12 protein-coding genes are annotated in these 13,327 nt (G+C 64.0%); 8 read left to right on the top strand and 4 right to left on the bottom strand.

Annotated elements, in window-relative coordinates; all coding sequences use genetic code 11:
* Positions 1 to 70: 70 nt before the first annotated feature.
* From FQ755_RS36895 to FQ755_RS36885, 3 genes are all read right to left on the bottom strand, one after another.
* The gene (locus FQ755_RS36895; RefSeq protein ID WP_260859038.1) at positions 71 to 715 is read right to left on the bottom strand and encodes a biliverdin-producing heme oxygenase; all 645 of its coding nucleotides are present in this window, start codon (positions 713 to 715) and stop codon (positions 71 to 73) included.
* Between the two features lie 156 nt (positions 716 to 871).
* Positions 872 to 2,248 (bottom strand): amino acid permease, encoded by a 1,377-nt coding sequence (locus FQ755_RS36890; RefSeq protein ID WP_144163124.1) that lies wholly within the window; start codon positions 2,246 to 2,248, stop codon positions 872 to 874.
* A gap of 280 nt (positions 2,249 to 2,528) precedes the next feature.
* On the bottom strand, positions 2,529 to 3,956 hold the full coding sequence (locus tag FQ755_RS36885; protein WP_144163122.1) for a PLP-dependent aminotransferase family protein: 1,428 nt from the start codon (positions 3,954 to 3,956) through the stop codon (positions 2,529 to 2,531).
* Positions 3,957 to 4,159: 203 nt separating this feature from the next.
* Between FQ755_RS36885 and FQ755_RS36880 the strand changes: the two genes are divergently transcribed.
* The 6 genes from FQ755_RS36880 (at position 4,160) to FQ755_RS36855 (ending at position 9,541) form a co-directional block, all read left to right on the top strand.
* The gene (locus tag FQ755_RS36880) at positions 4,160 to 5,299 is read left to right on the top strand and encodes a mandelate racemase/muconate lactonizing enzyme family protein (RefSeq protein WP_144163120.1); all 1,140 of its coding nucleotides are present in this window, start codon (positions 4,160 to 4,162) and stop codon (positions 5,297 to 5,299) included.
* A 111-nt stretch (positions 5,300 to 5,410) separates the two neighbouring features.
* Positions 5,411 to 6,451 carry an ABC transporter substrate-binding protein gene (locus FQ755_RS36875; protein WP_144163118.1) on the top strand — a complete coding sequence of 347 codons (1,041 nt, stop codon included), beginning with the start codon at positions 5,411 to 5,413 and terminating at the stop codon, positions 6,449 to 6,451.
* Between the two features lie 79 nt (positions 6,452 to 6,530).
* The gene (locus tag FQ755_RS36870) at positions 6,531 to 7,514 is read left to right on the top strand and encodes an ABC transporter permease (protein ID WP_144163116.1); all 984 of its coding nucleotides are present in this window, start codon (positions 6,531 to 6,533) and stop codon (positions 7,512 to 7,514) included.
* Between the two features lie 10 nt (positions 7,515 to 7,524).
* Positions 7,525 to 8,349, top strand: coding sequence for a glycine betaine/L-proline ABC transporter ATP-binding protein (locus tag FQ755_RS36865; RefSeq protein WP_144163114.1), 825 nt, complete (start codon positions 7,525 to 7,527; stop codon positions 8,347 to 8,349).
* A 131-nt stretch (positions 8,350 to 8,480) separates the two neighbouring features.
* Positions 8,481 to 9,185, top strand: a complete 705-nt coding sequence (locus tag FQ755_RS36860) for a pseudouridine synthase (RefSeq protein ID WP_144163112.1) — start codon at positions 8,481 to 8,483, stop codon at positions 9,183 to 9,185.
* 167 nt (positions 9,186 to 9,352) lie between these two features.
* Positions 9,353 to 9,541: a hypothetical protein gene (locus FQ755_RS36855; RefSeq protein WP_144163110.1), complete on the top strand. Its 189-nt coding sequence runs from the start codon at positions 9,353 to 9,355 to the stop codon at positions 9,539 to 9,541.
* 102 nt (positions 9,542 to 9,643) lie between these two features.
* On the opposite strand, the gene FQ755_RS36850 is transcribed toward FQ755_RS36855, so the two are convergent.
* Positions 9,644 to 10,672 (bottom strand): NAD-binding protein, encoded by a 1,029-nt coding sequence (locus FQ755_RS36850; protein WP_144163108.1) that lies wholly within the window; start codon positions 10,670 to 10,672, stop codon positions 9,644 to 9,646.
* A gap of 67 nt (positions 10,673 to 10,739) precedes the next feature.
* On the opposite strand from FQ755_RS36850, the gene FQ755_RS36845 reads away from it, so the two are divergent.
* Together FQ755_RS36845 and FQ755_RS36840 are read left to right on the top strand one after the other, a co-directional pair.
* Complete coding sequence (locus FQ755_RS36845) at positions 10,740 to 11,771, top strand: CDP-6-deoxy-delta-3,4-glucoseen reductase (protein WP_144163106.1); 1,032 nt, start codon at positions 10,740 to 10,742, stop codon at positions 11,769 to 11,771.
* Between the two features lie 356 nt (positions 11,772 to 12,127).
* Positions 12,128 to 13,312, top strand: coding sequence for an acetylornithine transaminase (locus FQ755_RS36840; protein ID WP_144163104.1), 1,185 nt, complete (start codon positions 12,128 to 12,130; stop codon positions 13,310 to 13,312).
* Positions 13,313 to 13,327: the final 15 nt, after the last annotated feature.

The raw sequence follows: 13,327 nt of genomic DNA, 5'->3' as shown, positions 1-13,327 counted from the left end.
GCAATGTTCGGTATGCCTGAAATAATTCGCAAACGCGATGCAGCGCGATTACCGTGCGTAACATTCGCGTTCAGGCACCGGCGTGACCGGTAAAAATAGCCGGCGCGATCTCAATTGCCGTCGGTAAAAGTGCAATCAGGCTGTCGAAGGTTTGAATTGCGCCTTCGCAGGCGCGCCGCACGGCAGTCTCGTCCGTGACGTGCTGTTCCAGTGCCTGAACGAAACCGCGCCAGCGCGGACCCACCGGTTCTCCTTCTCCTGCCAGGTAGCGCAACGGATGCGGCGACAGTTGTGCATGCAACTGTTTGTAGAGCACAGCACCGCCCAGTTGCGAACCTTCGACGACATAGCACACGCCCCAGCGGTACGCAGCGTGATGGTCAGCTTGAGCGGGAGGAAATAGACACGGCAGCGGCTCGCTTGATGACACGCGCAACGACGCGATCGTGTCGTGCGCCAGATCGCTTTCGAGTAGCGGCAGACGCCGTACCGGCGTCAGTGTGCGCGGATCTTGTGGGCCGTCCGCGAAACCGGCTAGCCAGTTTTCGATTGGGCCGAGCCACGCCTTGAGCAGCGTCAGATGGTCACGATAATCGGCGATGGTGGGCTGCGCTTTCGCAAGCGGCATCGCGGAATCGAGTATGGCGTGACGTTGCGCGGTCGCCGCGCGCAATGCAGCGAGAACATCTGAAGGATTGGACGAAGATGCGGGCACGGAGAGTTCCAGAGCGGATAACCTCCGTGCATTCTACATAGGCCACCTGCAAACCGGCGCTAGGGTCACGTGGTTGGCGACCTGGTCTGCGTGACACAAGTCACGCGCCTCGGCCGCCCCACGCGCGTCGGCGGGTCAGGCCATGATGGTCATAAATTATCGCGTTGCACGAACCACCGCGCCCGCGCGTCGGCGCTTGACCACATAACCGGCCCACATCACCAGCAACCACACCGGCACCAGCCATACGGATACGGACAGCCCCGGCGTCATCGCAAGAATCACCAGAATCATGGCCATGAATGCGAGGCAGATCCAGTTGCTGACCGGGAACCAGAACGACCTGAACACCAGTGTCTCACCGGCCCGCACCATCGCCTTGCGCGACTTCAGATGCGTGAGACTGATCAGCGACCAGTTCAGCACCAGCGCCGCCACCACCAGGGCCATCAGCACACCGAGCGCTTGCGCCGGAATCAGATAGTTAATCACCACGCAGGCAAACGTCGCAAGCGCCGACAGCCCGATGGCCAGATACGGCACACCGCGCCGATCCACCTTCATCAACGCGCGCGGCGCATTACCCTGCTCCGCGAGGCCGTAGAGCATGCGGCTATTCGCGTACACGCCGCTGTTGTAAACCGACAGCGCCGCCGTCAAGACGACGACGTTCAGGACATTGGCCGTGACGTTCGAGCCGATCTGCGAAAAGATCATCACGAACGGGCTGCCACCCGCGGCCACCTGATTCCACGGATACAACGAAAGCAGCACCACCAGCGAGCAGATGTAGAAAATCAGAATCCGGTAGATGACCTGATTCACCGCTTTCGGAATGCTCTTGCGCGGCTCGTCCGCTTCGGCCGCCGTAATGCCGATCAGCTCGAGGCCGCCGAACGAAAACATGATCACGGCCAGCATCATGAAGAGACCGTGGAAACCGTGCGGGAAGAAGCCGCCGTTGACCCAAAGATTGGTGATCGATGCCTGCGGGCCGCCGTGGCCGCTAATCAGCAGATAGCCGCCGAACAGGATCATGCCGATCACCGCCACCACCTTGATGATGGCAAACCAGAATTCGGTTTCGCCGTAGGCTTTCACATTAGCCAGATTGATGGCGTTGATGCCTACGAAGCACACCAGCGCCGACACCCACGCCGGCACGCCCGGCCACCAGAAATGCACATAGGTCCCGACCGCCGTCAATTCGGCCATGCTGACCAGCACGTAGAGCACCCAGTAATTCCAGCCCGACAGAAAGCCCGGGAAATCTCCCCAATACTTGTAGGCAAAGTGGCTGAACGAACCGGCCACCGGCTCCTGGGCGACCATTTCGCCGAGTTGCCGCATGATCATGAAGGCGATGACGCCGCCGATTGCGTAACCAAGAATCATCGATGGACCAGCCGCCTGCAACACGCTGGCCGAGCCGAGGAACAGGCCCGTGCCAATTGCCCCGCCCAGCGCGATGAGCTGGATATGACGGTTCTTCAGCCCGCGCTTCAGGCCTTCTTGCTGCTGTGGACTATTCAAAATTGCGCCCCACTGTACGGAGGATGTCGATCATCCAGACGAGCCCATGGCTCGGCCTGGCAAAGCCTTCGATTTTAGCTCGTCTGATGGGCCGCTCCGAATGGGAGAAACCCGCGGCGCGAGTTTCGCTACTTCGGCAGTGTCGGTTCATGCCACACCGCGACGATGACCAATGCCGGACCGGGATGCGTAAAAGCGTCACGTAGCATATCGCTTATTAATTCGTATTCCTTTATAAAAGACCGCTAAAGCCATCAAACCGCCGAAGGGTAAAATCACCTCAAGGCGCATAAGAAGAAGCCATCCCACTCTCCAACCCATGATCCAACGTAGTCCGAATAATCGACAACCCGCGCGATAGCGCCTCCGTGGACGGCGCCCCGGTCATGCAAACCCGAATCGCATGCGGCGCAGCATTGCGTCCAATCACAAAGCTATCAGCGGTCTTGACGAGCACGCCCTCCTGCCGCAGCGCCGCCGCGAATTCGGCCGCCCGCCAGGGCTCCGGCAACGGCAGCCACAAATGCGAACTCGTCGCCGCGTGCCGATACGCCACGCCCTTCAGCACCTCGCTCGCCGCCTCATGCTGCGTGGCGATATGCGCCCGCTGCAGGCCATTGAGCCGCTCCATCTCGCCATTCTCGATCCAGCGCGACACCACCTCCGCCATTAACGGCGCGGTCATCCAGCAATCGCTGCGGATCACCGCCGCGATCTTCGAGCACCATGCCGGCGGCGCCTGCAGATAGCCCACCCGCAAGCCCGGCGCGACTGACTTCGACAGCCCCGCAATAAGAAACGACTGATCCGGCATGCGGGTCGCGAGCGGCTCCGGCGGCGCATCGAGCAGCATCGCGGGGACCAGGTCTTCGATCAGCAGCACGCCGTGCCGCTGCAAGATTGCGGCGACTGCGTCGCGCCGCTCGCCCGACATCGTCGCCGTGGTCGGATTGTGGATAGTCGGCACGCAGAAGATGGCGCGCGGATGGAGCGACTTGCAGGCCAGTTCGAGCGCCGCCGGCACCAGCCCCTCGGAATCGATTTCGACGCCGACCAGATGCAGCCGCAATTGCCGCGCGAGCGCGATGATGCCCGGATAGCTCACCACCTCCGCCAGCACCGTGTCGCCTGGCCGCGCGACGGCACGCAGCACCGACGCCAGCGCGTGCTGCGCCCCTTGCGTCACCAGCACCCGCGACGCGCTCGCCGGACTGCCGGCGCGTCCGAGCCACGCCGCACCCGCCAGGCGATGCCGCATCGACCCCGCCTCCGGCGCGTATTGCAGCAGTTCGGCGGCGAGCCGCTCGTCGCTGGCGATGTCGTGCAGCGTCGCGCACAACGCGGCCGCCTCGCCGGTCGACTGCGGCACGTTTTGCCCCAGATCGATCAGCGCCGCCGGTTGCGGCATGCCAGGCCGCACCATGCCGTGCGCCGCGCCCGCCGGCATCTCTCTCGCGCGCGCCTGCGCCACGTAGGTGCCGTCGCCGACGCGCGCATTCGCCAGCCCTTGACGCTCCAGTTCGGCATACGCGCGGCTGATGGTGCCAGTGGTGACGTGAAGTTCACTCGCCAGCGAGCGGTGCGGCGGCAGTTTTTCGCCCGCCGGCAACTGGCCGTTGAGGATGGCCTGCGCAAAGGCTCGCGCAATGACCTGATATTTTGGATCGTTGCCCGCTTGAATCTTGGGCAGCCACGCGTTCATCGCCATGGTGCGATGGTCTCCTTCTTGTCGGCATTGCTATGCCATGGGTGTCATTAACATGATACGCATTCAATTGCACCGCATTGCATGCAGTCATTTACTTTAATTGAAGCGATTGAGTCGCTCGGTGGGCTTCCATAGCATGACGTCATTCCCAATTCAATGTGCCGCCTCGATGCGGCACTGCGGCATCCCTTCAGGAGCGCCCGATGAGCCGTGAGACACCTCGCATCAGCAGGATCGAAGTAACGCATCATCAGCTTGAACTGGACCCGCCGTTTCCGGCCTCGTGGGACAGCCAGCCGCGCCGCAAATTTCCCGCCACCATCGTGCGCGTCCACGACGACGCGGGCCATGTCGGCATCGGCTCCGGCGACGCCATGTACGGCTTTGCCGACTACCAGCACCTGTTCATCGGCACCGACCCGCTCGACCTTGCGCGCCATAGCGCCGTGCTCGACAACATCGGCTTTCATGCCGGCCGCCCGTGGCCGCTGGATATCGCCCTGTGGGATCTCGCCGGCAAGATCCGCGGCGAACCCTGCTGGAAGATGATGGGCGGCCGCAGCAACCGGATTCGCGCCTACGCCTCGAGCGGCGTGCACCGTCATCCGCACGAGATGGCCAACATGGCGCTGCACGTCGTGGAACGCGGCTTTCCGGCGCTAAAAATCCGTTTCGGCCGCCCAAGTCTCGCGGACGATTTCACGGCGCTCGCCGCCGTGCGCGAGGCAGTGGGCAGCCGCCTCGAACTGATGGTGGACTGCAACCAGGGCTGGCGCATGCCGTGGGACACGGCCGCGCCCTGGAGCGTGAGCGAGGCGCTCGAAGTGGCCCGCGAACTGGAAAAGCAGAACGTCTACTGGATGGAAGAGCCGCTGCATCGCGGCGACTACGCAGGCTACGCGGCGCTGCGCCGGGCTACCACGCTGCGCATCGCCGGCGGCGAAATGACCCGCGAACGCTATGAGTTCGACCAAATGCTGGCCCACGATGGTCTCGACGTGTTTCAGCCCGACGTGGCCTGCTCGCTCGGTATGGAAGGCCTGCGCAAGCTGGCGCAGGCCGTGGAAGCGCGCGGCAAGGTATTCACGCCGCACACGTGGGGCAACGGCATCGGCCTGATGGCCAACCTGCATCTGACGGCCGGCGCCGCCTCGGCGCCCTTTATCGAATTCCCCTACGACCCGCCGGAATGGTCGATCGAGCGGCGCGACTTCATGCTCACGCAGCCCATCGACATCGACCACGACGGCTGGCTCACGCTGTCGGACGAACCGGGCCTCGGCCTCGCGCTCGACGAAGACGTGCTCGCCGCCACGCAAAGTTCTCGCAGTACCTACGCCTGACGCCTCGTCTGAGGCCAACCTCAACATCATCACGCAGTTACGTCGCATGAGACCGGAGTAGCGCGGCAAAGCGCGAACTCCGGATCGACACAATAAAAGGAGACAAGACACATGCAGATCAAACCCTGGATGCGCGCCGCCTGCATGGCGCTCGCCGCCGGCGCCCTGTTCCCGGCCGCCGCGCACGCCGGCAGCTGGTGCTCGGCCGGCAAGACGGTGCACTTTGCCGGTGTGACGTGGGAAAGCGGCTCGTTCACCTCGGAAGTGCTGCGCTACATCGCCGAGAAGGGCTACGGCTGCAAGACCGACACCGTGCCGGGCAGCACCGCCGCCACCGAAACGGCCCTCGCGCGCAACGATCTGCAGGTCTGGGGCGAACAATGGACCGGCCGCTCGGAGATCATCGCCAAAGGTGTCGCGGCAGGCCAGGTCAAGCTGATCGGCGACACGCTGCCGGGCGGCACCAACGAGGGCTGGTACGTGCCCGAGTACGTCATCAAGGGCGACCCGGCTCGCAACATCAAGCCGCTCGCGCCGAACCTGGCGTCGGTGGGCGATCTGCCGAAATACAAAGACCTCTTTCAGGATGACGAAGAACCCGGCAAGGGACGCTTTTTGAATTGCCCGGCGGGATGGGACTGCGAGCGCGTCAATTCGCGTCTGCTGAAAGTGCTCAATCTCGACGACAGCTACACGAACTTCCGCCCCGGCACCGGCGCCGCGCTCGACGCCGCGATCACCTCGGCGTATCAGCGTGGCAAACCGATCCTGTTCTACTACTGGCAACCGGCCGCGTTGATGGCGAAATACAAGTTCGTGCAACTGAAGATGCCGCCGTTCGACCAGAAGTGCTGGGACACGCTGCGCGACGACAAGAGCACGACGCAATGCGCGTCGTCGTACCTGGTGTCGCATCTGAAGGTCGGGGTCTCCACGCCGTTCTATCAGGCCGAGCCGGAACTGATGGCGGCTTACGCGAAGGTCAGCTTCCCGATGGATTTCCTGAACAGGACCATTCTGGAGATGACCAGCAAGAAGATCGACGGTCAGACGATGGCAAAGCAGTTCCTCCACGATCACCCGGAAATGTGGAAGCCGTGGGTTCCGAACGACGTGGCCCAGAAAGTTCAGGCTTCTCTCGCAGGCGCCTGATCTGCGGCGACGTCACGACACTTGGTGCTGAACGGGCGGCGCGCTTCGCCGTCCGTTCGCGTGCATCGGAGGTTTGATCATGCATTCGTTTTTTCTACAGCTGTCGATTGCCGACTGGGTGAACGACGTGGTTCAGTCGTTCGTCGCCGCTTATGGTGACAGTTTTCACGACTTCAGCATCGCGCTGCTGCGTTATCTGCTGGTGCCGCTCGAAGGCGCGTTGCGGGCGACGCCGCCGTGGCTGATCCTGCTCGTGGTCGGCGCGATTACGTGGAACGCGACGCGGCGGCTCGGCATCGCCGGCTTCTTCGTGATGCTGCTTTACGCGATCGGCTGCTTCGGTTTGTGGGACAAGCTGATGGAGACGCTCGCGCTGATGCTGGTGGCCACGGTGCTGTCGGTCGCGCTCGGCGTGCCGCTCGGCATCTTCGCCTCGCGCAGCGCGTGGCTGCGGCGCATTCTGCTGCCGGTGCTCGACATCATGCAGACGCTGCCGAGCTTCGTGTACCTGATTCCGGTGCTGATGCTGTTCGGCCTCGGCAAGGTGCCGGCGATTCTCGCCACCATCATCTACGCGCTGCCGCCGCTGATCCGCCTGACCGATCTCGGCATCCGTCACGTGGATGCGGATGTCGTCGAAGCCGCGCGCGCGTTCGGCACGACGCGCTGGCAGTTGCTCACGAACGTGCAGTTGCCGCTCGCGCGCCCCAGCATCATGGCCGGCATCAACCAGACGACGATGATGGCGCTTTCGATGGTGGTGATCGCCTCCATGATCGGCGCGCGTGGACTCGGTGAGGATGTTCTCGCGGGCATCCAGACACTCGATGTCGGCAAGGGCACCCAGGCGGGCATTGCGATCGTGATTCTGGCCATCGTCATCGATCGCATCAGCCAGGGCTATGGGCAGGATCGCCGCACGCGTCGTCTGCTGGCGCTGCGCAAGAAGGCGAAGGCGGTGTCGCGGGTGCCGTACCGGGTCGCGGCCACCGAAACGGGCGCGGCCGACAGCGGCGACGCCACCGCCGGCCAGAGCGGGCTCGAAACCCGCGCAGCAAAGTAAGGAGACCATCATGGCAGCGATAGAAGTCAGACACGTCTACAAGCTGTTCGGCCCCGAGACCGGCCACGCTCGCGTGCTCGACCTGCTCAAAAGCGGCAAGGGCAAGGCCGAAGTGCTCGCGCAGACCGGTTGCAATGTCGGCCTGAACGACGTGAGCCTGAACATCGGCTCGGGCGAGATCTACGTGATCATGGGGCTTTCGGGCTCCGGCAAATCGACGCTCGTGCGCCACTTCAACCGGCTGATCGAGCCGACGGCGGGCGAGATCGTGATCGACGGCTCGGACGTCATCAAGCTCAATCCGCAAGGCTTGCGCGAGTTGCGTCGTTACAAGGTCAGCATGGTGTTCCAGAACTTTGGGCTGCTGCCGCATCAGACCGTGCTCGACAACACCGCGTATGCCCTGCGCACGCGCGGCGAAAGCAGGGCCGAAGCGCACGAGAAAGCGCGCGCCTGGCTCGGCAAGGTGGGCCTGAACGGCTACGGCGAACACTATCCGGACGAACTGTCCGGCGGCATGCGCCAGCGCGTGGGCCTCGCCCGCGCGCTCGCCGCCGACACCGACGTGCTGCTGATGGACGAAGCCTTCTCGGCCCTCGATCCGCTGATCCGCACCGAAATGCAGGACCAGTTGCTGCAACTACAGGCGACGCTGAACAAGACCATCGTCTTCATCACGCACGATCTGGACGAGGCGTTGCGCATCGGCAACCGCATCGCCATCCTGCGCGACGGCACCCTGGTCCAGGAAGGCACGCCGGACGAAATCCTCACGCGTCCCGCCGACGATTACGTGCGGCGTTTCGTCGAGCGGCGCGCGGGCGTGCCGCACTGAGACGGGCGGCCCGGCGGGCGGCCGAGGCGGGACCCGCCGCGCGCCGGGTAGAATGCACGCGAAGCGACGCGCTGGCTGCAACCGCGGCCGGTCCGTCGCCTGCATTTCGCCCTGCCGCTCTCCCGCTCCCCATGAATCTCGAAAGCGTTCTCTTCACCCAGGGCTTTGGCTCGCGACGCCAATGCCGCGCGCTGATCGCCGACCGCCGCGTGACCATCGGCGGCGCCGTCCATGCCGATCCCGATGCCGAAGTCTCCACCGAGGCGCTTCACTTCAGCGTCGACGATGTTACCTGGCCGTACCGCGAACACGCCTACCTGCTGCTGAACAAACCCGCCGGCTATGAATGCTCGCGCGATCCGCAGCATCATCTGAGCGTTTTCAGCTTGTTGCCGCCGCAGTTTGCCGAACGCGGCGTGCAGTGCGTCGGCCGCCTCGATCAGGATACGACCGGCCTGCTGCTGCTCTCCGATGACGGCAAGTTCGTCCACACATTCACGTCACCGAAGCGCAAGGTGCCGAAGGTCTATCTGGCGACCACCCGCCACCCGCTCGACGACGCGCAACTCGGCGCGCTACGCGCAGGCGTGCTGCTGCACGGCGAGCCAAAACCGATCGCCGCGGTCGCCGCGCAGGCCCGCGGCGAACACGCACTCGAACTGACCGTGCTCGAAGGCAAATACCATCAGGTCAAGCGCATGGTCGCGGCGGCAGGCAATCGCGTGGAGGCGCTGCATCGCGAACGGATCGGCGGTTTGAGCCTGCCCGCGACGCTTGCCGAAGGCGCGTGGCAGTGGCTCGACGAAGCCGACCTCGGATCTTTACGGAGCGGGTAAACCGCTAATCCGGCCGCCACGCCCGATGCCCTCGAGACTCCTGTGTGCCGCGTCCCGCAAAGGCTGGCGTTAAGGCCCCGTTAGCGCTGCGGCGCAACATGATCTTCCTGACAAGCCGCCCTATACTCGACTGAACAATGACTAAAAAGGTCTAAGGGAGGGGCGCCATGATCACCAACAATTCGTTCGAGATCCCGGCCGCGATCATTGGGCTTATCTGCATAGCGGCGGTCCTGATCGGCGTGATGCTGGCCGTCATGCACCTGCGGCACAAATATCATCCGAGCCTGATCGGCGCGTTGATCGGCGCGGTTCTGTGCTTCCTGCTGCTCGAAGCGCTGCCCGCGCTGACCTGATCCGATCTGCGATTCGCGTCGCGTGTCGCGTGTCGCGGCTGATCGTGTGAGGCGTTCAGCCGCCAGTGCTGGTGCCTTCATGCCGGCGCCCTCCCGTGGGCGTCACCCCGCCTGCGTCGTCCCCGGCGCGCTGCGCAGGAAATCCGCTACCGTCGGATAGCGCAGGCGTATCCGTAATTCGCTTTTGATCCGCTCGTTCACAAGCCGGCGCGATTCGCGCATGAACGACAACAGCATCGGTTCGAGCTGCGTCTCGGCCTGCGCCCGCGTGATGCGCGGCGGGCGGGCCAGGCCGTATGCATCGGCCACGGCGTCGAAGTATTCGCCCATTTTCAGCGTCGTGTCGTCGCAGGCGTGGACCACCCGGCCGCGTCGGCCGAGCCGCATCATGCGCACCAGAATCGCCGCGAGGTCGTCGGCGTGGATGTGACTCGTGTAGACGTCGTCAGCATCGATCAGCGCCGGCGTGCCTTTTTCGAGCCGCGCGAGCGGCAGACGATTGCCCGCGTAGATGCCAGGAATGCGCGCGATGCTCGCCTGTACGGCGCCGCGCGCGGTGGCGCGGCGCAGTTGCCGTTCAGCCGAAACGCGTCGCAGCGCGCGCGGATTGGCTGGACGGACCGTGCGGGTTTCGTCGATCAAGGCGCCGCCGCAGTCGCCGTAGACCCCCGTCGTGCTGGCGTAAACCATGCGCACGGCTGGCCGCGAACCGGCGGGGCGCCGAACCCCGTCGGGTACAATATCGGCAGTTTTCCGTTCCATCCATGCAGCACGAAGGTGGCGCAGCCGTGCGACCGGCGCCGCGGTGTTGCGTGCGGCACGCAGGCGGCCGGCGCTCAGCGCCGCGAGCAACGCACGGGTGCGGCGGTCGTCGTCACCGGTCTTTTGCGGCGGGGCCAGATGCAGCACGCGTGACGCGAGACCCGCGAGACGCTTCAGGCTGCGGCGCGCATCGAGATCGCCGACGAGCGGCGTCACACCCGCCGCGCGCAATTCGGCGCAACGGGCCGGCTGGGTGGTCAGCGCAAAGAGATGTGCGCGCGGCCGCAACAGTTTGGCGCAACGCATGCCGACGTCGCCGCAGCCCACAATGAGCACGCGCGGCCGGCGCAAGATTCGTGTGGCTTTCATGGTGGACGCATTGTAGCCGTCAGGGACGGCTCGCACCGATTACCGACTTTTCGAACTCGAACACGCTATGGCATTTAATGTAACCCTCCGGCAAAGCGGCCGGCAGTTTCAAGTAGAACCCGATGAACCGGTACTGACCGCCGCCCTGCGCCAGGGAATCGGTCTGCCGTATGGCTGCAAGAACGGCGCGTGCGGCTCGTGCAAGGGCACGGTGGTGAGCGGTGAAGTCGAGCAGCGCCAGCATTCGTCCTCCGCCCTGTCGAACGACGAAAAGACCCGCGGTATGGCGCTTTTCTGCTGCGCTACGCCCTGCTCCGACCTCGAAATCGACATCCGCGAAGTAGCCGGTGTGGGTGACGTGCAGGTCAAGAAGCTGCCGTGCCGGGTGAACGCCATCGAGCGCAAGGCCGACGACGTCATCGTCCTGAAACTGCAGTTGCCCGCTAACGAACGTCTGCAATATCTCGCCGGCCAATATCTCGAATTCATCCTGAAGGACGGCAAGCGCCGCAGCTATTCGATGGCGAATGCGCCGCACGTGGAAGGCCCGATCGAGCTGCATATCCGCCATATGCCCGGCGGCGCGTTCACCGATCACGTCTTCAACACCATGAAGGAGCGCGACATCCTGCGCTTCGAGGCGCCGCTCGGCACCTTCTTCCTGCGCGAAGATTCCACCAAACCCATCGTGCTGCTCGCCTCCGGCACCGGCTTCGCGCCGCTGAAGGCGATCGTCGAACACGCGGTGTTCAAGAACCTCGACCGGCCGATGACGCTGTACTGGGGCGCGCGCCGCAAGAAAGACCTGTATCTGCTCGATCTGGCCGAGCAATGGGCCCGCGAGATCCCGAACTTCAAATTTGTGCCGGTGCTGTCCGAACCGGACCCGAGCGACGCGTGGACGGGCCGCACCGGTTTCGTTCATCGTAGCGTCATCGAAGACCTGCCAGACTTGTCGGGTTATCAGGTGTATGCCTGCGGCGCACCGGTGATGGTCGAATCGGCGCAGCGCGATTTCACGCAGCACCACGGCCTGCCGGAAGACGAGTTTTATGCGGACTCCTTCACGAGCGCCGCCGACCTCGCCAATCCGGTCTAAACGCCGGTCCTGCAACGCGTTGAGCCGCCCTTGTAACCGCGAAGCGCGTCACCGTAAGCTCTGAAAGCCCGCGCGGCGGATCAAAAAAATCCGCCGCAGACGAAATTCATGGTTTACACCGGCGCTCGCGTTGTCGTATTCTTTCGCGCATGAACCGCATCCAGTCCGAACTCCGACGTCGCCGCTCGCTGCTCCCTTAGGGACGCCGCCGGCTTTGTCACGGATTCGCGCCGATCAGGCGCATGTTGTTCGAATCACGAAAGCCACGGCATGCCGTGGCTTTTTTGTTTTTCCGCTCGCGTTTGCCGTTCCTTTTTACTGTTCCTTCATCCCTGTACTGCCCGGAGCCTGCCGCCATGAATTTCAATGAGTATCCCGTCGAGTCGCTGATGTACATCACCAACCGGCCCGAGATCGTTTTCACGCACGGCAAGGGCTCGTGGATCTACGACAACAACGGCAAGCGCTATCTGGATTTCATCCAGGGCTGGGCGGTCAATGCCCTCGGCCATTGCAACGACGGCATGATCGAAGCGCTGAACAAGCAGGCGCAACTGCTGATCAATCCGTCACCCGCCTTCTACAACGCGCCGATGGCCCAGCTCGCCGGTCTGCTCACGCAGCACAGCTGCTTCGACAAGGTGTTCTTCGCCAACAGCGGCGCGGAAGCCAACGAAGGCGCCATCAAACTCGCGCGCAAGTGGGGCAAGAAGCATAAGGACGGCGCGTTTGAAATCATCACGTTCGACCACAGCTTCCACGGCCGCACGCTCGCCACCATGTCGGCAAGCGGCAAGCCGGGCTGGGACACCATCTACGCGCCGCAAGTGCCGGGTTTCCCGAAGGCGGATCTGAACGACATCGGCTCGGTCGAGAAGCTCATCAACGGCAAGACGGTCGCGGTGATGCTCGAACCGATCCAGGGCGAAGGCGGCGTGATCCCCGCCACCCGCGAATTCATGCAGGCACTGCGCGCGCTCACGCAAAAGCACAACCTGCTGTTGATCGTCGACGAAGTGCAAAGCGGTTGCGGCCGTGCCGGCACGTTGTTCGCGTATGAGCTGTCGGGCGTCGAGCCGGACATCATGACGCTCGGCAAGGGTATCGGCGGCGGCGTGCCGCTCGCGGCGCTGCTGTGCAAGTCCGCGGTTGAAGTATTCGAAGCCGGCGACCAGGGCGGCACCTACAACGGCAATCCGCTGATGACGGCGGTCGGCTATTCGGTGATCTCGCAACTGACGGCGCCGGGCTTCCTCGAAGGCGTGCGCGAGCGCGGCGAGTACCTGAAGGCGAAGCTGCTGGAACTGTCGGAAGAGCGCGGTTTCGAGGGCGAGCGTGGCGAAGGGCTGCTGCGCGCGCTGCTGCTCGGCAAGGACATCGGCAACCAGATCGTCGAAAAGGCGCGCAACCTGCAGCCGGACGGCCTGCTGCTGAACGCCGCGCGCCCGAATCTGCTGCGCTTCATGCCGGCCCTGAACGTGACCCACGCGGAAATCGACCAGATGATGACGATGCTGCGCTCGATTCTCGACACCCTGTAATCGGTGAGGAGCCAC

The organism is Paraburkholderia sp. BCC1885, from assembly GCF_900996235.1.
In the GTDB taxonomy this organism is placed as follows: Bacteria; Pseudomonadota; Gammaproteobacteria; order Burkholderiales; family Burkholderiaceae; genus Paraburkholderia.
Note: the sequence above shows the minus strand (reverse complement) of the source record. Positions and strands in the feature narration are given on the sequence as shown.